We start from the raw sequence: 17,806 nt of genomic DNA, 5'->3' as shown, positions 1-17,806 counted from the left end.
GTTTTTGTTGCAGGGCGTGCAAATTTTTGTGCAGATCGTCCCGCGTCGTGGACTTGGCTGACCAAGCGGATATTTATGATCCATGTTGGACCTTCTCAGCGATATTCTCACCCGCCTGTCCTTGCGCGGTACATTCTATTTCCGCACGTCTTTCACGCCACCCTTCGGCGTTCAGGTGCCGGGCTTCGAAAACGTCGCGCGGTTTCATTTCGTCCAACGCGGTGAGTTGAAGGTTCATGTCCCCGCATCCGGCGAAACACTGCGCCTCAAGCAGGGTGACCTGATCCTGATTCCGCATGGCGCGCCGCATGCCTTGTTGTGTAACGAGGTCCGGCCATTTGATGCTCTGCCTTTGGAGCAGGTGTTGCAGATTTCCGGTTACAAAGGCGACGGTGTTCTGGTCTATGGCGGCCCGGATGAGGAGCGGGATACGCAGTTGATCTGCGGCCATTTCTCGTTCACCGGCCCTGCCGGGCGTAATGGCACCGGACATATGCTGATTGACCGGCTGCCGCCTTACATCCTGATCCAGAATTACGGGGAAGAGGCGGGTTCGTGGATCGAGGCGACGCTGCGCATGATCGGCTCAGAGGTTTCGGGCGCGCGGATCGGTGGCGACCTGATCGCCCTGAAACTGTCCGAGGTTCTGTTTGCGCAGGCCATCCGCGCCTATCTGGAACATCAAAGCCCCGATGACGCGGCGCTGGCCGGGTTTGCCGACCCGCGCATCTCGCGCGCGCTGACAGCGTTCCATCAGTCTCCCGCTCAGGACTGGAGCGTTGCGACGCTGGCACGCGAGGCGGCGATGTCGCGGACCGCCTTTGCCCAGCTCTTCGCCGAGAAGATGGGCACCACGCCCATGCAATATCTGACCGACTGGCGGATGCAGATCGCCTGTCACGGCTTGACGGAAAGTCGCTGGAACGTGGCCGACGCGGCGGCCGAGGTCGGCTATGCCTCGGAGGCAGCGTTTTCGCGCGTGTTCAAGAAGCAGGTCGGCGTGTCGCCTGCGGCCTATCGGGCCATGCACTGATCCATCGTCGAATCTGAACGATCTGCAATATCTCGCAAACGATCTGGGATGCTGCGTTCGCATGGACGCACCTATTCTTACCTCATCACTGATTGAGGAAAGGAAGTTCAGATGTCCCTGCGTTTCGTCACCCGCACTGTTCATGCGTATCTCGACTATCCGGTTGCCATCGCGCTGATGGTGCTGCCCTTTGTTCTGGGATTGGGTCAGTCCAATCCGCTGGCGCTTTGGTTATCGGTGGTGACCGGTGTCGCTGCTTTTGTGCTGACGGTGCTGACCGACCATCATCTTGGTATCTGGCGGGTGTTGCCCTACAAGTTCCATCTGGCCGTGGACCTGATCGTCGGCATCACTTTCCTGCTGGCACCCAGCCTGCTGGGATTTACCGGTATCGATGCGCTTTTCTACTGGCTGAATGGTGCGGCCGTTGTGGTTGTGATCTCGCTCAGCGCGCCTGAGCAGACCGCCACCGCCTGAACACATCCGGCATCCGCTGTTCGACAAGCCGCGCAGCTTTGCGCGGCTTGCCCTTTGTTAGGCTCTGTTTTCCATCAGCACCGGTCAAGTGACTCGCGGGCCGAACGAAAACTTCAGTATCAGAAATCCACACCGCGCTGAGCTTTGATGCCAGCCTGAAACGGGTGTTTTTCCACAGTCATTTCGGTGACCAGATCAGCATAATCGCGCAGTGCCTGCGGTGCGTCGCGCCCGGTCAGGAACACGCTGGTCTTGTCTGACCGTGCCTTCAGCCCCTCAATCACCTGATCCACCGACAGGTATTCATAACGCAGGGCGATATTGATCTCGTCCAGCACCACCAGATCATACTCACCGCTGGCCATCAGCGCGCAGGCCTTGTCGAAGGCGGCGTTGGCGGCGGCGATGTCACGCTCGCGGTCCTGTGTGTCCCAGGTAAAGCCTTCGCCCATCGTATGCCAGGTGACCAGATCGCGATCCTCGAAAAAGCGTCGCTCGCCAGTTTTCCACTTGCCCTTGATGAACTGCACCACGGCAACCTTCTGCCCCCAGCCCAGCGCGCGGATCACCACCCCGAACGCGGCCGAGGATTTGCCCTTGCCCTTGCCGGTGTTGATCAGCACCAGACCGCGCCCGGGATCGGTCGCCTCGGACACTTTCTTGCGGTGCTCGGCCTGCACCTTCTGCATCTTTTCCTTGTGATCCTGCGCGTCGCTCATCGGGAAACCCTTTTTGATTGTCGCGGGTAACCTAAGCGAAGTTTGCGAAAGGTAAAGTCACGGTTTGTGATCGGTCAGCGCGCGGGCCTTTCCCCGCTCTAACCCCAGCTGGTGCTCGCGCCAGACGACCACGATATTGCCTGCGATGACCAGCGCGGCGCCGGCGAGGATCGCCACCGTGGGCAGTTCGTCGAACCAGACATAGCCAATGACAATCGCAAACAGCATGGTCGCATAATCATAGGGCGCCAGCATCGACGCCTGTCCAAAGCGATAGGACGAGGTGACCAGAATCTGCGCGACCCCACCGATCAATCCAATTGTGATCAGTATCAGAGCCTGATTCAGCGTCGGCATCTTCCATCCCCAGAACACGGTCAAAGCCGACAATAAGGTTGCGGTCATCGAGAAATAGAAGACGATGGCGGCCGGGTGATCGACTTTGACCAGTTGCCGGATGTGGATCTGGACAAAGGCGCGGGCGACTGTTGCGGTCAGGACGCATAATGCGCCGATGGTGGCCGCCAGCTCCATCTGAGTGCTGCCGAGCCGGGGCCAGATCATGATCAGAACGCCCAGAAGCCCCAGTGCCACCGCACCGATGCGGATCATTCGAATACGTTCACCCAGCATCAAGGCGGCCAGAATCAGGGTGAAGATCGGGGTGGCGTAACCGATCGCTGTGACCTCGGGCAGGGGCAGCAGGCTGAGGCCCGTAAAGGTCAGGCCCATGGCGCTGGTGCCCAGGACACCGCGCCAGAAATGACCCATGGGTTTCTTGACGACGAAACCTTGCGCCAGCTCTCCGCGCCACATCAGCCAGGCGATGATGACCGGAATGGCAAAGAGCGAGCGGAAGAATACCAGCTCACCCGGAGGGAAATCCTCGGACAGGGCTTTGACCAGTGCCGACATCGAGGTGAACAGCATCAGCGCAGCCAGTTTGAGACCCACGGCCAGCATGGGTCGATGCGATGTTAACGATTTTGCCATTGGCCGGACCCTGCGCTTTTGGCGACAAAAGATCAACGCCGGGATTGTACCAATCAGGTTGATTTCCAGTGATCGGGCAGCGGGTGGCCGATTTCATCCCCGAATTCCTCCAGAAACCGGATCATGCGGTCGGCGCGGTGCCGCGCGATCTGGCGGCCCGTGTCAGTCAGAATCTCATCCGGCAGGTTCAGCAGTTTGACCTTCCAGTGATCCAACGAGAACCGCAGATCGTCCAGAGGCCGCGTGTCGGCAAACGGATCAGCCGGATCGTAAAGAACCCGGCCCAATGCGCCAGATACCGAGAACGTGCGGGCGATACCAATGGCCCCCAGCGCATCCAGCCGGTCTGCGTCGCGCAAAATCTGCGCTTCGGGTGTTTCGGGAGGGATTTGCGCAGAATAGCTATGCGCTGCGATGGCATGTTGCGTGGCGCTGATCTGCGCAGAGGAAAAGCCCAGCTGCGCCAGAATAGACTCTGATTCTGCCGCGGATTGACGTGACGCCAGATGCCGGTCGGGTGAATCCTTGGGCAGGTTGACCAGATCGTGCAGATAGCAGGCCGCCAGCAGCACCGATCTGTCGGTCTGTTCATCCGCCATGGCCTGCGCGTTCACCCAGACGCGATCCAGATGGGCCAGATCATGCGCCGGGTCGGTCTGCATCCGCTGCGCGACGGTGCGGCGCAGCCGGGTGCGCAGATCAGCCGATATGTCCACGATTCTCGCCGATCTGACCACGGTGCAGCAACAGGTGATCGAGGATCACACAGGCCATCATCGCCTCGCCCACGGGGACGGCGCGGATGCCGACGCAGGGGTCGTGTCGGCCTTTGGTGATAATCTCGGTCTCTTCGCCGGATTTGGTGATGGTTTTGCGCGTGGTCAGGATCGACGACGTCGGCTTGACCGCAAACCGCACCACGACATCCTGCCCGGTCGAGATGCCGCCCAGAATGCCGCCCGCGTGGTTCGAACTGTATTGCGGGCCGTTCTGGCCCATGAAAATCTCATCCGCGTTGGCCTCGCCGGTCAGTTCGGCGGCGGCCATGCCTTCGCCGATCTCGACACCTTTGACGGCGTTGATCGACATCATCGCGGCGGCCAGATCAGTGTCTAACTTGGCGTAAACCGGGGCTCCCAGCCCGGCGGGAACGCCGCGCGCGACAACCTCGACCACTGCGCCGACCGAGTTGCCGGATTTGCGCAGTTCGTCCAGATAGGCGGCCCAGTCCTGCGCGGCCTGCGCGTCGGGCGTCCAGAACGGGTTCTGTTCGATCTGAGACCAGTCGAAATTGCTGCGGTCGATCTTGTGCGGGCCGATCTGGGTCATGTAGCCGGTGATCTGCACGTTGGGCGCGATCTGTTTGATCGCCTCTCGCGCCAGACCGCCAGCAGCCACCCGTGACGCGGTTTCACGGGCCGAACTGCGCCCGCCGCCGCGATAATCGCGGATGCCGTATTTCTGCCAATAGGTGATATCGGCGTGACCCGGACGGAACTTGTCCATGATATCGCCGTAGTCTTTCGAGCGCTGATCGGTGTTTTCGATCATCAGTTGGACGGGCGTACCGGTGGTCTGGCCTTCGAACACGCCGGACAGGATTTTCACCTGATCGGGTTCGCGCCGCTGGGTGGTGAACTTGTTCTGCCCCGGTTTGCGCTTGTCCAGCCAGCGCTGGATCATGCTTTCGTCGATTTCAACCCCCGGCGGGCAGCCATCAACGGTCGCGCCCAAGGCGGGACCGTGGCTTTCACCCCAGGTGGTAACGCGGAAGAGGTGTCCAAAGCTGTTCATCGACATGGGGCGTGCTCCTTTGCGGATCGTGATTAGCGGGCGCGGGGCTTGGCCTCAAGCGGATTTCGGTGAAGCGGGGGAGGGGGCCAGCCCCCTCTTGAGCCTATGGCTCAATTCACCCCGGAGATATTTTTGGCCAGATGAAGCGGATCAGAGCCCGGCCTTCAGGGACTGGCGGGTTTTGGTGATCGAAAGCGCGGCTTGCGCGGCCTCACGGCCTTTTTTGACGAAATGCACTCGGTAGATGGCGTTGTGGTGGTCGGTTTCCTGATACTGATGTGGGGTCAGTGAGACCGACAGGACCGGAACGCCGCTGTCCAGCCCGGCGCGCATCAGGCCGTCGACCACAGCTTGGGCGACGAAATCGTGGCGATAGATGCCGCCATCAACGACAAAGGCGGCGCAGGCGATGGCGGCGTATTGGCCGGTTTGGGCCAGATCGCGGGCCAGTAGCGGCATCTCGAACGCGCCGGGGGCGTCGAAGACATCGACCTGCTCGGCAGGGATGAGTTGTAGAAATCCCTCAAGTGCGCGATCGACGATATCGGAATGCCAGTTGGCCTTGATAAAAGCAAAGCGGGTGTGTGTCATAGTGATCTCCTGAGTTTACAGACACGTCACCCAAGGCGATCACGAGCAGTCGCGCCGCATCACCGGCACGTCTGCGCGTTCTCTTTCATCCGGACTGTAACCGTCGGCTCTGGCTTCTCACCAGATCTGCTTGTCACCCTTTGGTGGTTCCACAATTTGTCCGAAAACCGGTTCCCACTTTTCGGATCGTGGACACTGCGGGGCCGCTCGCGGGCTTACGGGTCGATGCCCGCATACCGCCGGTGGGGAATTCCACCCCGCCCTGAGAACGAGGCGGACCTTGCCAAGAAGCGTCTGCCTCTGCAAGAGGATTGACAGGAGGATCGTCATGCACCCCAATCCCATGTTTCGCGCCGAAGATCGTGCGCGCCATATCGAATTCGCCCGGGATCGGGCTTTTGGCGTTCTGGCGGTGTCTACCGGCGGTGCTCCGTTATTGAGCCATGTGCCGTTTCTGTTGTCCGAAGACGGAACTGTGGCCGAGCTGCATCTGGTGCGTTCGAATCCCATCGTGCGGGCGCTGCGTGACCCGCAGCAAGCGAAGATCGCGGTGCAGGGACCGGATGGGTACATCTCGCCGGACTGGTATGACATCGAAGATCAGGTACCGACCTGGAACTACGTGGCCGTTCATCTGAGCGGGGTTCTGGAGCTGTGCCCGCAGGACGATCTGTTGGATTTGCTGCAGCGCCAGTCGGCATTCTATGAGCGGCGCCTGTTGCCCAAGCCCCCATGGGTCACCGATAAAATGTCCACGGAAGCTTTGGCCAAGATGTTGCGGATGATTGTGCCCTGCCGGATGCAGGTGGACGATCTTCAGGGCACCTGGAAGCTGGGTCAGAACAAAGCTGAGGCCGTGCGGGCCGCCGCCGCTAGTCACGTGGCGGACGGGTTCGGCAGCGAAACCGGGCAGCTGGCCGCCTTAATGCACAAGGCGTAGCCAGCGCCGGTGATCAAGGTCACTGGGGACTGAAGGTTGCTAGGTAGGCGGCGATGTCTTCGGCGCCTTTCTTCAGTTTGACGCTCATGTTCGGGCGTGCGGACTCGTCATCCAGATAATCTTGAATGAACCGGATGGGATCCTTGGAATAGGCGGCGATATTGTCTTCGGTCCAGACAAGGCCTTCTTCGCCGGCGCGGATCATGTCATCGGTGAACATGCCGATGGGCAGGCGTTCGCTGCCATAGCGATAGTCGTTCTCGGATCCGGCAACGCGGCCCACGACTCCATAGAGATTCGGTCCGGTGATGCCGCCTTTTACCAGAACCTCACCATCTTTGATGATCGCGTGGCAGGAAGAGCAGCGGTTATAAAGTTTTTCGCCTGTCGCCGGATCACCGGCGGCGGCGACCTGAGTGGTCAATGCAATCGTTAACAGAACGGCGGCCAAGGGGGGCTTTGACATTGGGGTCTCCTGATCGGCGTTCGCGCGGGGTCGGATGTCCGGCATTCGCGTAATAAGTGCAACAGGAAACGGATTGGTTGTGTGCAGAATAAATGGTCTATCTCAAACCTGTCATTTGCACGGGAACAAAGCCGAATCTGAACGTGACACCTTGCACGATTCTGCACCAATCAAGAGATGGGGGTGCAGCGCGCCATCGATTCTGCCCGAAATCGGAGATCGCGGGCGAATCAAACCCTTTCGAATCGGCGGCTTGCGAAAAGATGTGGCGCTGAAACATCAAAAAAGTCAGATGCCCTGTGATAAAAAACCCAGATGCGGCGTATTGCGCGTTTATGACCGCTAGACGAACACTAATCTCCCCGATAGACAGCGCGGTTAAGACGCCGCATTCGTGCGGTGCGCGAGCTATTTGCCCGTCCGCGGGCGCCAGACAATCGGAGAAAACCTCGTGTCCCACGCAGAAGACCACGAAGGCACCCGCAGAGATTTCCTGTATTACGTCGCTGGCGGCGCAGGTGTCGTGACTGCCGGTGCAGCCGTATGGCCCCTGATCAACCAGATGAACCCGTCGGCGGACGTTCAAGCCCTGTCCTCGATCCGAACCGACGTCAGCGGGGTTGAGCCGGGCACACAGCTGACCGTCAAATGGCTGGGTAAACCCGTCTTTATCCGTCACCGCACCGGTGCCGAGATCCAGGAAGCACAGGAGCAGGACGCCGACGGCGTTGATGCCCTGCCGGATCCGCTGGCGCGCAACTTCAACCTGAACCCTGACGCACCGGCGACCGACGCCAACCGGGTGATGCCGTCGCCTGAAGGCGAAGCGCCGGGTGCATGGATCGTTCAGATGGGCGTCTGTACGCACCTGGGCTGTGTGCCTCTGGGTGATGCCGGTGACTTTGGTGGCTGGTTCTGCCCCTGCCACGGCTCGCACTATGATCTGGCTGGCCGGATCCGCAAGGGTCCCGCGCCTGAAAACCTGCCTGTTCCGCCTGCTGAGTGGGTCGACGCAACAACCATCAAACTCGGCTAAGGGAGACCCAACTTATGTCCGGAATTCCCCACGATCACTACGAGCCGAAGACAAACGGCGAGAAGTGGCTGAACAGCCGCTTGCCCATCGTCGGCCTGCTGTATGACACCCTCATGATCCCGACCCCCAAGAACCTGAACTGGTGGTGGATCTGGGGCATCGTCCTGGCATTCTGCCTGGCGCTGCAAATCGTCACCGGTATCGTTCTGGTGATGCACTATACCCCGCACGTCGATCTGGCCTTTGCCAGCATCGAGCACATCATGCGCAACGTGAACGGCGGCTATATGCTGCGATATCTGCACATGAACGGCGCTTCGCTGTTCTTTGTAGCAGTCTATATCCACATCTTCCGTGGCCTGTTCTACGGCTCGTACAAAGCCCCGCGTGAGATCACGTGGATCATTGGTATGCTGATCTACCTGATGATGATGGGCACCGCCTTCATGGGCTACGTTCTGCCCTGGGGTCAGATGTCCTTCTGGGGTGCAACCGTGATCACCGGCCTGTTTGGCGCGATCCCCTTTGTGGGCGACGCGATCCAGACCTGGCTGCTGGGCGGACCGGCGGTGGACAACGCCACGCTGAACCGCTTCTTCTCGCTGCACTACCTGCTGCCCTTCGTGATTGCGGCGCTGGTGATCGTGCACATCTGGGCCTTCCACACCACCGGCAACAACAACCCCACGGGTGTTGAGGTTCGCCGCGGTTCGAAAGCCGAGGCCGAGAAAGACACGCTGCCGTTCTGGCCCTATTTCGTGATCAAGGACCTGTTCGCGCTGGTTGTCATTCTGGTCGTGTTCTGGGCGGTTGTCGGCTTCATGCCGAACTATCTGGGTCACCCGGACAACTACATCGAAGCCAACCCGCTGGTTACGCCCGCACATATCGTACCCGAATGGTATTTCCTGCCGTTCTACGCGATCCTGCGCGCCTTCACCGGCGAGGTCTGGGTTGTTCAGTTCGCCAGCTTCATCACCGGCGGCATTGTCGACGCCAAGTTCTTTGGTGTGGTGGCAATGTTCGGTGCGATCCTGGCCATGGCTCTAGCCCCCTGGCTGGATACCTCGAGCGTGCGTTCGGGCAAGTACCGCCCCATGTTCAAGTGGTGGTTCTATCTGCTGATCATCGACTTCTTTGCCCTGATGTGGCTGGGTGCGATGCCCGCGGAAGAGCCTTACGCGACCTTCTCGCTGATCGCTTCGGCCTACTGGTTCGCCTATTTCTTCGTGATCCTGCCGATCCTGGGTGTCATCGAAAAACCCGATGCCCAACCAGAGACCATCGAAGAAGACTTCAACGCGCATTATGGCAAGGCTGACGCCGACGCCACGCCGGCCGAGTAAGAAGAGGGACCGGAAACATGTTCAAGAAACTTGCAATCGGTGCCGCGTTTGCCCTGGCCCTTATCCCTGCTGCGTCCTTCGCAGCAGGCGGCGGCGAGCAGCATATCGAGGATTTCGACTTTTCGTTCGAAGGCCCCTTTGGCACCTGGGATCAAAACCAGCTGCAGCGCGGTCTTCAGATCTATACCGAAGTCTGCGCGGCCTGCCACGGCCTGAGATATGTGCCTCTGCGCGATCTTGAAGCGCTGGGCTACTCGGAAGAGCAGGTCATCGTATATGCGGCCGATAATTTCGAAGTGTTCGACCCTGAGCTGGACGATTTCCGCCCGGCCATTCCGACCGACCACTTCCCGGTCAACGACGGTGTCGGCGCACCGGATCTGAGCCTGATGGCCAAGGCCCGCGCCGGGTTCCACGGCCCGTATGGTCTGGGGATCAACCAGTTGGTCAAAGGTATGGGTGGTGCGGAATACATCGCATCGCTGCTGGACGGCTATACCGGTAAAGAAAAGACCGAAGCGGGCGCAACCCTGTATGAAAACACCGCCTTCCCCGGTGGCTGGATTTCGATGGCACCGCCGCTGGCGGATGAACAGGTTGAGTTTGCCGATGGTCATGCCAACACGGTTGAAGCCATGTCCGAGGATATTGCAGCCTTCCTGATGTGGACTGCTGAGCCGAAAATGATGGAGCGCAAAAACGCCGGTTTCGTTGGTGTTCTGTTCCTGTCGGTCCTGTCTGTCCTGCTGTATCTGGTGAACAAACGCCTGTGGGCACCGGTCAAAGGCAAGAAGTCCGTCTGACCCGCTACCTCAATCTGAAATCTGCAAAAACCCGGCGTCCCGCGCCGGGTTTTTCTGTTTTATGATGTCGAGTGTTATCATTCAGCCTGACCGGGACCGCGTTTCTGTTTCGGTCCGCCATTTTCAACAAGTGATATTGGGAGGGATTTTCATGACTGCTCAGACACATGCTGCCAAACTGCGTGAGGCGTATACGGCTTGGAATGCGTCGAAGGGGGCGGATTTGTCGATGTGGGATCAATATACCACCGATGATCTCCGCCTATGCTCGATCGGGCGCGGAAAATACGGGCTGGAATTCAGTTGCACCCGGCATGGCAGAGCCGAAATGCACGCCTATCTGAAAGCGCTGACCGATGCGTTCGAGATGCAGCATTGGACTCTGCAAGATACGATTTCCGAAGGCGACAGGGTTGCTGGTATCGGCACAACGGCCTGGACCCACAAAACCACGGGAAAACGTGTGGAAACACCAGTCGTGGTGATCTGCCGCTTCCGCGATGGTTTGGTCTGCGAATATGAAGAGTTCTACGACACTGCAGCCGTGGCCGCCGCAGCGAACTAACGCAGGCCGTCAGGCTGTCAGTTGCGTGCCGGTTTGACCGGATATTTCGGCCTGCACAATCTGACCCTCGGTCTGAGCGGTGTCGAATGTAACCTCGGCAAATTGCTCGGTCCGGCCCATGTGGGGGTTCTCCATCAGGATGTGATGGGTCTTACCGATCTGCGCGGCCAGGTGTTTTGAGACCTGCACTTCGCCCGCGGCACGCAAACGCGCGGCGCGGTCTTTGATCACATTGCCATTCACCTGCTGCGGGATGCGTGCAGCAGGCGTGCCCTCGCGCTTGGAATAGGGGAAGACATGCAGCCAAGTCAGGTTGCAATCGGTAACCAGCTTTAGCGAGTTTTCGAAATGCGCCGCTGACTCGGTCGGGAATCCCGCGATGATATCGGCCCCGAATGTCATTTCGGGCCGCAGCTTGCGCGCCTCTTCTGTAAAGTGGATGGCGTCGTCGCGCAGGTGGCGGCGTTTCATCCGTTTCAGGATCAGGTCGTCGCCATGCTGCAGCGACAGATGCAGATGCGGCATCAGGCGTGGCTCGGTTGCGATGGCCTGCATCAGGTTCTCGTCCACCTCGATCGAGTCGATCGAGCTGATGCGCAGGCGTGGCAGGTCCGGCACCAGCTTCAGGATACGCATCACCAGATCGCCCAGCTTTGGCCCAGCGGGCAGGTCTGCGCCCCACGAGGTCAGGTCCACTCCGGTCAGAACCACTTCGTTATACCCGCGATCCACCAGCCGTTTGATCTGATCCACCACCACGCCCGCCGGGACACTGCGCGAGTTGCCGCGTCCATAGGGGATGATGCAGAACGTGCAGCGGTGATCGCAGCCATTCTGGACCTGCACATACGCGCGCGAGCGGGTGCCGAAACCGTCGATCAGATGGCCTGCGGTTTCGGTGACCGACATGATATCGTCGACTTGTACCGCCTCGGTCTCACCGATGAAGTCGGCAGCCATTCCTTTCCAGGTTTCGGGCTGCATCTTTTCGGTGTTGCCGATCACTGCATCGACCTCATCCATTTCAGCAAAGGTCTGAGGCTCGGTCTGTGCGGCGCAACCGGTGACGATCAGGCGTGCCTTGGGGTTTTCGCGCCGCAGCTTGCGAATCTCCTGCCGGGCTTTGCGAACGGCCTCGGCGGTCACCGCGCATGTGTTGACGATCACGGCATCCGTCAGCCCGGCCTGCTGCGACAGCTCTTTCATTGCCTCGGTTTCATAGGCGTTCAGTCGGCAGCCAAGAGTGGTAAACTTGGGCGGACTCATCCCAGCGACCTCAGAAAATCCGGCGTCAAAGTGCCCGAGAAGACATGGGCCGTGGGTCCGGTCATCCAGACACCATCCTCGCGCCAGTCAATCCAGATTGTACCGCCATCCAGATCGATCTGCACCTTCCGTCCGGTCAGACCGCGCCGCGCTGCCGCCACCGCAGTGGCGCAGGAAGACGATCCCGAGGCGAGCGTGATCCCGACGCCGCGCTCCCAGACGCGCATACGGATGTGGTCCGGCCCGATCACCTGCGCGACCTGCACATTTGTACGCTGAGGGTACAGCGGGTGATGTTCGTATCGCGCGCCAAATTCGGCCAGGGGGATGGCTTCGGCATCTTCGACAAAGAACGTGCAATGCGGGTTTCCCATGCCCGTAGCGGTCGGCCCGCCTTCGACCGGCAGTTCCAGCGTGTCCACATCCTCGGCCAGCGGAATGTCCTGCCAGTCGGTTTGTGGATGCCCCATATTGACCGCCGTCAGGCCGTTACCGGCGTCCCGGGCGAGCAGCGTTCCACGTTCGGTGGTCAGTGTCAGGCTGGATTTGCCAGTCTTCTCGATCAGGAACCGGGCAATACAGCGGGTGGCATTCCCACATGCGGCCGAGGTCGACCCGTCGGCATTATAAAAAATCAGATGCGCATCCGCATTGTCGCTGCTGTCGATCACCGCCAGCTGATCGAACCCGACACCGAATTGACGATGGCCGATTCCCGATGCCTGTGCCGGAGTAATCGACACTGCCTGCGCGCGCGCATCCACAATGACAAAGTCATTGCCCAGCCCGTGCATCTTCATGAAGGGCAATCCGGTGTCGTTTGATCGTTGCATGGCGGGCATATAACCTTGGTCTGAAGGCGAATCCACCCTGTCGTGAAGATTCCTGAAAAAAGGGGTTGACCCCCCTGCATCACCTGCCTAATTAGGCCGCCTATCGGGTCGCCGATCCTGTATGGGAAGACGGCGAAACGCGGTGCAAAATAAGGTCTTGAACCCGATCGGGAAAATGCCTTACAGAGCGCCACGGATCATAAAGATCCAGACAAAAGAGTGGGCCGTTAGCTCAGTTGGTAGAGCAACTGACTTTTAATCAGTGGGTCGCAGGTTCGAATCCTGCACGGCTCACCACTTTTTCGAATTAAAGCAATGGCTTAAGAGGCAGTTCGCGAACCTTTGTTCTTTGCTGATGGTGTGCCGGAAGCAATACGGAAGCACTGTGACCAAGAAATATTACGTTGCAGTTGAGTTACAGGTCCAGCATCAGATGTGATTGCATGGTAGAGGCTTTACAGAGCCTCGTGGAAGATTGAACTGAACACCCTATCCAAGGGCCGGTTTAATCCTGAATACGATTTGAAGCTGCCATGACTGATTTTATTGATCGTACCCGTAGGTCCATTCTCGCATTGGCGGACACATTGGAACCAGAAGAGATTTCCTTGGTTCCGACTAGCCGCAATCTTGTCGCGCTGGTGGATAGGAAATTCGTCAATCAAGTGACGAAATACAATTGGTTTGCAGTGATATCACGTGAAGAGCACATGTATGTGGTTGCGGATATCAAAGGCCAACGCATCTCTTTGCAGCGGCTTGTGTTATCATTGGCGCATCCAGAAAAAACAGTTACTGACTTCAAACAAGTATCATTCAAAAACAAGCTCAGTTTCGACTGTCGATTGTCAAATCTGACTGACCGAGTTGGTCGCCAGTCGGTTATGCGTAACCGAAAGCCCAAGAAGAACACGTCCTCGCAATACAAAGGTGTGATCAAGGCTAAGCGTAAGAATGGTTCGACCTACTGGAGAGGTCAGATCAAGGGCGACATAGGCACAATAAGCCTGGGTGCATTTGATGACGAAAAGTGGGCCGCAATGGTCTATGACGCTGCCGCCTATCTGCTGTTTAAAGGATCGGGCTATTACAATTTCCCTGAACTTTGTCCCAATAACGAGGCTTTGGATGTCGCGCGTCTCCGAATAGAGCGCTTCGAGAATCGAAAAAGAATGCAACAGCCGACTTCGAACAAGGGATAGAGCCATTGGGGGTCAAGCTATTTTGGCCACCAAGCGGCCATTCTCTGCAAGTGCGAGATCGGTGGCCTCTTGTGGCAGAAATGCGCAGCAAGCGGAAATCCGCGCCCGGTTTATGCGCCAAGTGAGCCTATTGATTTGGTCAGTGCTTCACGGGTGGCGCATTGACGATAACTACGCGCCGCAGTGAGCGCTAGAACGGTTAAGGTAACATATTTTCAACACTGTATGAGTGACTGGAGGTTTTCCATTTGGTTACAGTCGGATGGCGTTCTTGAGTGCGCTCATAGGTCTACAAAAGTCGGATGGAGAGTCTATTTATTGTTGCGAAATGGGAGAAGGCCTGGCTTCTCCTATAAAAATCGACTTTCTAAGTTAGCCTCTCGTAGAGGCGATGCCTATTGATGATTCGCAACCGATGAATTTTCATAAAACACAGAATAGGAAGCCAACCACCCGCCTGGATCTTCTCAAGGACCTGAGTAGGCAAAGCTAGTCAAGCATCGAAAGTCAGGACAAGCGCTAAACAAACGAAAAGTTATCGCTATCAAGTGTAATGATGTTAATTACAGTATCATCAATATTTCCTAAGTCACTTAGAATAACTCTTCCGCCGAAATGAAAGTCTAGTTCGAGATCGCCATCGACCGTTCGAGGGTCGTACGACGAATCCGAGTATCCTGTGAGGGCAATATAATGCCTGTTCGGGTCAAATCCAGAAAGTGTATCGATACCATCCTCCGGTCTCAAAATCACACCCGCACCGGTGGAGTCAAATTCATTTGTATCTACGAAGACAAAGAAGTCATTGCCTTCTAGGCCAACTGTAGCAGTGCGGCTTTGAATTCTTATAAAATCATCTCCAGCCGTGGCTACATATGCATCGTTATCTCTAGTTGTCAGGATGAAACCAGTGCTTTCTAAGTCCCCGCCAACAGAATCACCATAATCTCTCATACGCAAAGCGGCATTCGAGAGCATGTCAATCTCCGCGCCACCAATTTGAAAATCGGACAGGGAAAAGCCTGCTTCATCCAAAACGGTGGAGCTTGCTAGGTAGGCTAAAATACTGTGCTCCTCAATAAATTCAGGCTGCACATCTGCATCGCCTCTCCACTGGAGATCAAGAGGCTTCAATTCACCTACGTATGCGGTATTTCGATTCAAAAAATCAGCCAGCCGTGACGTTGATAAATTGATTATGTCACCGGTATGAATAAAGTTCGTAACACGCCCGTCTTCGTTATTGGGTTCGGGTGGGAAAGAAAGTCCTAGTACATCGTGTAAACCACTATCTACTCCGGGCGTAGCAAATGTTACACTTTCGAATTCTATTGAGCGACCAGCATAATCGACACCTTCAGGGTTGGCTAGCATGAAGGCATTCGCCATGGCGGCCCCCAAGCTATGACCCGTAACGAAAATTTTCGATATCTCAGGATTAGATGCAACATAGTTCTCTAGATCGAAAAAGAACTCAGCGAATAGGTTCCAGTGGCTTTGCATATCAAACCAATCTGAAACGTCAGGTGGGAGCGGTTCGTCCGCTCCATCGAGAATTCTAGAAGTTATTCGGTCTACTGCACGATCAAGTACGCCCTGCAAAGCATTTCCGGGGTTTCCTCTTGCTAGTTCACTTAATACCTCAAAATAGGCTATCGTGTCTGCTCTGGCGTTCCGTACACCTTCCGATACATCGTTCCAGATTTCGTTTGCTAAGAAATTTCCCAGGAATTCAACGTCGTTGGTACCACGAAAAGACAATACCAAGGTGTCTCCAGTCCGCGCCACCATCGCCGCAGCGTGCCGGTTGACAAAAAAACCGTCAGCGTCGAGAGAGCTCATTTCAGAAGAGGTTACAAGTTCGAGATCAGTTTGGCCGTTGTTACCGAACAAGTAGTCAAACGCGTCTTCTCCATCCGCATTGTATTGATTGAACGAAGGATCCTCAGTCGAGTTATCCAACAAATGATATGACGATGCCGCAAGCATCGAGACGTTAGTGAACGAAAACTCGAACCCTTCGACTTCTGGTTCAGGTGGCTCGGCATCACCCAACGCGTAAACTGCCAAATCGTCAAACCTTACGATCTCGGTTTGATTTGCGTCGTAGATAATAGAGCCGTCTATGCCGTAGAGGCCCGCATAAATGGATGACATCACCACTTGATCAAAGGTTTCTGTGAGCGCATCTGTTACGCCGGTGAATGTGTCTGTGATTGCCCCGTTTGAGATGTTAACAGTCCAAGCGCCTTCAGTTGTGACCTGAAAGGATACGTCGATCTGATCTTCTTGTTCGAATTGAAATGAAGTGAATTCCCTAGTGAGGACTATTTCTTGGCTCAGGAAATTGTCGAATTCGAAGTTGTGGTCTTCATCGAACCGATAAAGGGTAAAACCCGAGTTCAAAGTCGTATCGTCTGAGCGATACAGTTCTATACCGAAGCCGGAGCCTGGAATGTAGAATGTTGGCCCAATGACTTCCGCTAGATATTGTCCGGAACTCGAGTCTGCTACACCTACAAAGTGGCTGACGCGTTCATCGTCACCTGGTGTAAAAGTGAATTGAATTTCGAAACCTGTCTCTCCGAGGTCGGTAGGCAGATCCTGTGTCATATACGGTTGTAGAAGATCACTGGGAAGTGGCAGGTTGCCTTCGGCATCGTAGTTGAACGCTAAATTACCCCCAGCAATACTGAGTGTGGAAGAACCAAATGCAGTTTCGCTGGGCTGCGTTTCATGTACCTCGACCCAGCCATTTCCGACCGTCTCGCTATCGGAGCGGTCGAAGCCATCAAAGAAAACTAGCGTGTTCTGAGATGGCTGTGTGCTTCCTTCAACGGAGAAATTATCCACTCTCGAATAGTGGCCAGTGTACCAGCCATATGTGCCAAGCGTATATTGATCCAGAGTGGCACCGACGAGTTCTGCGTTGGAAAAGCTAATATCGACAAGGCCGTCAGACTCCATGTCGACAGATATAGATCCACTGGAAGAGTCAAAGTTGATTGTTACTTCGGTCCACGTATCAAAAAAAGTCGAAGTATTTGCCCCGGTTGAATAAATGTCGTCGCGCGAGCCATCTGGGTAGAATATTGATAGCTTAGGTAGATCGTAGTTGTTTGGATCGTAACCATAGTCTGGGCCATGAGTGGAGCTCGATGTATAAAATCGCACCTCAATGAATTCGCCATCAGCAGTCGTGAAGTACATGCTATTTTCGCCGAGAAAATTTGATCCGGTCGAGTGCATGAAAAGATCGTAGTTAATCGAAGCTTCAAACAAACTCTCAGGAAATGTCACAATCGCATTGGCGCGTTGATCAGTCGCGGACATCGTGAGAAGCAAGTAACCTGACGTTTCTTCTACATCATTGCGATAAGTCCAAGGCTCTCCGTTGAGAACGCCGTCGTTAAAATCTTCATTCAAGAAATAGTCCGTCATACTCATACCACGTTCTCCAAACAGCACTAATTAACTTCTGGCAGGCTAAGCTGTACTCGTCATTTGGGTCAATAGTTCTAGGTTTTCGCGTCTTTTAGGTACTTTTCCCGAAGAATGGCCCGCTGTCAGATTTAAGAGTTGGGGGCAGTGTTATAATCAATCTAACAGTTCGCGCGCCTCACTTGAGCTAGTAATGGGTGCCGCGCGGTAGATCTTGAAAAGTTCTTGGGACGAAAAAAACGCAAACAAATACGATACTTTGAATGTCTTGATTATGGAGCTTGGGGCTGTGACTTGCCGA

General features: G+C 56.3%; 17 protein-coding genes, 1 tRNA gene and 1 riboswitch. Of the genes, 9 read left to right on the top strand and 9 right to left on the bottom strand.

Annotated elements, in window-relative coordinates; genetic code table 11:
* Nucleotides 1-82: 82 nt before the first annotated feature.
* Both ACR3E4_RS07300 and ACR3E4_RS07295 read left to right on the top strand, forming a co-directional pair.
* A complete protein-coding gene (locus tag ACR3E4_RS07300; RefSeq protein ID WP_480533653.1) occupies nt 83-1,033 on the top strand; it encodes an AraC family transcriptional regulator in 951 nt (316 codons plus the stop codon).
* A 111-nt stretch (nt 1,034-1,144) separates the two neighbouring features.
* A complete protein-coding gene (locus tag ACR3E4_RS07295; protein ID WP_480533651.1) occupies nt 1,145-1,510 on the top strand; it encodes an SPW repeat domain-containing protein in 366 nt (121 codons plus the stop codon).
* Between the two features lie 119 nt (nt 1,511-1,629).
* On the opposite strand, the gene cobO is transcribed toward ACR3E4_RS07295, so the two are convergent.
* From cobO to ACR3E4_RS07270, 5 genes are all read right to left on the bottom strand, one after another.
* The gene (gene cobO / locus ACR3E4_RS07290; protein ID WP_480533649.1) at nt 1,630-2,229 is read right to left on the bottom strand and encodes a cob(I)yrinic acid a,c-diamide adenosyltransferase; all 600 of its coding nucleotides are present in this window, start codon (nt 2,227-2,229) and stop codon (nt 1,630-1,632) included.
* 57 nt (nt 2,230-2,286) lie between these two features.
* Nucleotides 2,287-3,222 (bottom strand): DMT family transporter, encoded by a 936-nt coding sequence (locus ACR3E4_RS07285; RefSeq protein ID WP_480533647.1) that lies wholly within the window; start codon nt 3,220-3,222, stop codon nt 2,287-2,289.
* A 53-nt stretch (nt 3,223-3,275) separates the two neighbouring features.
* Entirely contained in the window at nt 3,276-3,938 is a 663-nt protein-coding gene (locus tag ACR3E4_RS07280) for an HD domain-containing protein (protein ID WP_480533645.1), read from the bottom strand.
* Complete coding sequence (gene aroC / locus ACR3E4_RS07275) at nt 3,922-5,022, bottom strand: chorismate synthase (RefSeq protein ID WP_480533643.1); 1,101 nt, start codon at nt 5,020-5,022, stop codon at nt 3,922-3,924. The genes ACR3E4_RS07280 and aroC overlap by 17 nt, the downstream gene beginning before the upstream one ends.
* A 144-nt stretch (nt 5,023-5,166) precedes the next feature.
* A complete protein-coding gene (locus ACR3E4_RS07270; RefSeq protein ID WP_480533641.1) occupies nt 5,167-5,607 on the bottom strand; it encodes a 6,7-dimethyl-8-ribityllumazine synthase in 441 nt (146 codons plus the stop codon).
* Between the two features lie 73 nt (nt 5,608-5,680).
* Nucleotides 5,681-5,881: riboswitch (FMN riboswitch) on the bottom strand.
* A gap of 54 nt (nt 5,882-5,935) precedes the next feature.
* Between ACR3E4_RS07270 and ACR3E4_RS07265 the strand changes: the two genes are divergently transcribed.
* Nucleotides 5,936-6,547: an FMN-binding negative transcriptional regulator gene (locus ACR3E4_RS07265; RefSeq protein ID WP_480533639.1), complete on the top strand. Its 612-nt coding sequence runs from the start codon at nt 5,936-5,938 to the stop codon at nt 6,545-6,547.
* 19 nt (nt 6,548-6,566) lie between these two features.
* On the opposite strand, the gene ACR3E4_RS07260 is transcribed toward ACR3E4_RS07265, so the two are convergent.
* Nucleotides 6,567-7,013, bottom strand: coding sequence for a c-type cytochrome (locus ACR3E4_RS07260; RefSeq protein WP_480533637.1), 447 nt, complete (start codon nt 7,011-7,013; stop codon nt 6,567-6,569).
* A 451-nt stretch (nt 7,014-7,464) separates the two neighbouring features.
* On the opposite strand from ACR3E4_RS07260, the gene petA reads away from it, so the two are divergent.
* The 4 genes from petA (at nt 7,465) to ACR3E4_RS07240 (ending at nt 10,763) form a co-directional block, all read left to right on the top strand.
* A complete protein-coding gene (gene petA, locus ACR3E4_RS07255; RefSeq protein ID WP_480533635.1) occupies nt 7,465-8,049 on the top strand; it encodes a ubiquinol-cytochrome c reductase iron-sulfur subunit in 585 nt (194 codons plus the stop codon).
* A 14-nt stretch (nt 8,050-8,063) separates the two neighbouring features.
* The gene (gene petB, locus ACR3E4_RS07250; protein WP_480533633.1) at nt 8,064-9,395 is read left to right on the top strand and encodes a cytochrome b; all 1,332 of its coding nucleotides are present in this window, start codon (nt 8,064-8,066) and stop codon (nt 9,393-9,395) included.
* 17 nt (nt 9,396-9,412) lie between these two features.
* Nucleotides 9,413-10,198 carry a cytochrome c1 gene (locus ACR3E4_RS07245; RefSeq protein WP_480533631.1) on the top strand — a complete coding sequence of 262 codons (786 nt, stop codon included), beginning with the start codon at nt 9,413-9,415 and terminating at the stop codon, nt 10,196-10,198.
* 151 nt (nt 10,199-10,349) lie between these two features.
* Nucleotides 10,350-10,763, top strand: coding sequence for a nuclear transport factor 2 family protein (locus tag ACR3E4_RS07240; RefSeq protein ID WP_480533629.1), 414 nt, complete (start codon nt 10,350-10,352; stop codon nt 10,761-10,763).
* Between the two features lie 9 nt (nt 10,764-10,772).
* Here the strand turns inward: ACR3E4_RS07240 and mtaB are convergent, their stop codons facing one another.
* The gene (gene mtaB, locus ACR3E4_RS07235) at nt 10,773-12,029 is read right to left on the bottom strand and encodes a tRNA (N(6)-L-threonylcarbamoyladenosine(37)-C(2))-methylthiotransferase MtaB (protein ID WP_480533628.1); all 1,257 of its coding nucleotides are present in this window, start codon (nt 12,027-12,029) and stop codon (nt 10,773-10,775) included.
* Nucleotides 12,026-12,871 (bottom strand): diaminopimelate epimerase, encoded by an 846-nt coding sequence (gene dapF / locus ACR3E4_RS07230; RefSeq protein WP_480533626.1) that lies wholly within the window; start codon nt 12,869-12,871, stop codon nt 12,026-12,028. Before dapF ends, mtaB begins: the two co-directional genes overlap by 4 nt.
* 212 nt (nt 12,872-13,083) lie before the next feature.
* Between dapF and ACR3E4_RS07225 the strand changes: the two genes are divergently transcribed.
* Together ACR3E4_RS07225 and ACR3E4_RS07220 are read left to right on the top strand one after the other, a co-directional pair.
* Nucleotides 13,084-13,159: transfer RNA gene (locus tag ACR3E4_RS07225), tRNA-Lys, on the top strand.
* Nucleotides 13,160-13,395: 236 nt separating this feature from the next.
* Nucleotides 13,396-14,064, top strand: coding sequence for an AP2/ERF family transcription factor (locus ACR3E4_RS07220; RefSeq protein WP_480533624.1), 669 nt, complete (start codon nt 13,396-13,398; stop codon nt 14,062-14,064).
* Between the two features lie 519 nt (nt 14,065-14,583).
* Here the strand turns inward: ACR3E4_RS07220 and ACR3E4_RS07215 are convergent.
* Nucleotides 14,584-17,511 carry a lipase family protein gene (locus tag ACR3E4_RS07215; protein ID WP_480533622.1) on the bottom strand — a complete coding sequence of 976 codons (2,928 nt, stop codon included), beginning with the start codon at nt 17,509-17,511 and terminating at the stop codon, nt 14,584-14,586.
* Nucleotides 17,512-17,806: the final 295 nt, after the last annotated feature.

The organism is Ruegeria sp. AP11 (assembly GCF_056535865.1).
The sequence above is the reverse complement of the archived record's forward strand: the minus strand, read 5'-3'. Positions and strand labels throughout refer to the sequence as shown.

Coding starts and splice junctions, on each gene's coding strand:
- ACR3E4_RS07215 (WP_480533622.1), bottom strand. CDS start 17,511: ATGAGTATGACGGACTATTTCTTGAATGAAGATTTTAACGACGGCGTT.
- aroC (WP_480533643.1), bottom strand. CDS start 5,022: ATGTCGATGAACAGCTTTGGACACCTCTTCCGCGTTACCACCTGGGGT.
- dapF (WP_480533626.1), bottom strand. CDS start 12,871: ATGCCCGCCATGCAACGATCAAACGACACCGGATTGCCCTTCATGAAG.
- ACR3E4_RS07260 (WP_480533637.1), bottom strand. CDS start 7,013: ATGTCAAAGCCCCCCTTGGCCGCCGTTCTGTTAACGATTGCATTGACC.
- ACR3E4_RS07300 (WP_480533653.1), top strand. CDS start 83: ATGTTGGACCTTCTCAGCGATATTCTCACCCGCCTGTCCTTGCGCGGT.
- mtaB (WP_480533628.1), bottom strand. CDS start 12,029: ATGAGTCCGCCCAAGTTTACCACTCTTGGCTGCCGACTGAACGCCTAT.
- ACR3E4_RS07265 (WP_480533639.1), top strand. CDS start 5,936: ATGCACCCCAATCCCATGTTTCGCGCCGAAGATCGTGCGCGCCATATC.
- ACR3E4_RS07295 (WP_480533651.1), top strand. CDS start 1,145: ATGTCCCTGCGTTTCGTCACCCGCACTGTTCATGCGTATCTCGACTAT.
- ACR3E4_RS07270 (WP_480533641.1), bottom strand. CDS start 5,607: ATGACACACACCCGCTTTGCTTTTATCAAGGCCAACTGGCATTCCGAT.
- ACR3E4_RS07245 (WP_480533631.1), top strand. CDS start 9,413: ATGTTCAAGAAACTTGCAATCGGTGCCGCGTTTGCCCTGGCCCTTATC.
- ACR3E4_RS07285 (WP_480533647.1), bottom strand. CDS start 3,222: ATGGCAAAATCGTTAACATCGCATCGACCCATGCTGGCCGTGGGTCTC.
- petB (WP_480533633.1), top strand. CDS start 8,064: ATGTCCGGAATTCCCCACGATCACTACGAGCCGAAGACAAACGGCGAG.
- ACR3E4_RS07220 (WP_480533624.1), top strand. CDS start 13,396: ATGACTGATTTTATTGATCGTACCCGTAGGTCCATTCTCGCATTGGCG.
- ACR3E4_RS07240 (WP_480533629.1), top strand. CDS start 10,350: ATGACTGCTCAGACACATGCTGCCAAACTGCGTGAGGCGTATACGGCT.
- cobO (WP_480533649.1), bottom strand. CDS start 2,229: ATGAGCGACGCGCAGGATCACAAGGAAAAGATGCAGAAGGTGCAGGCC.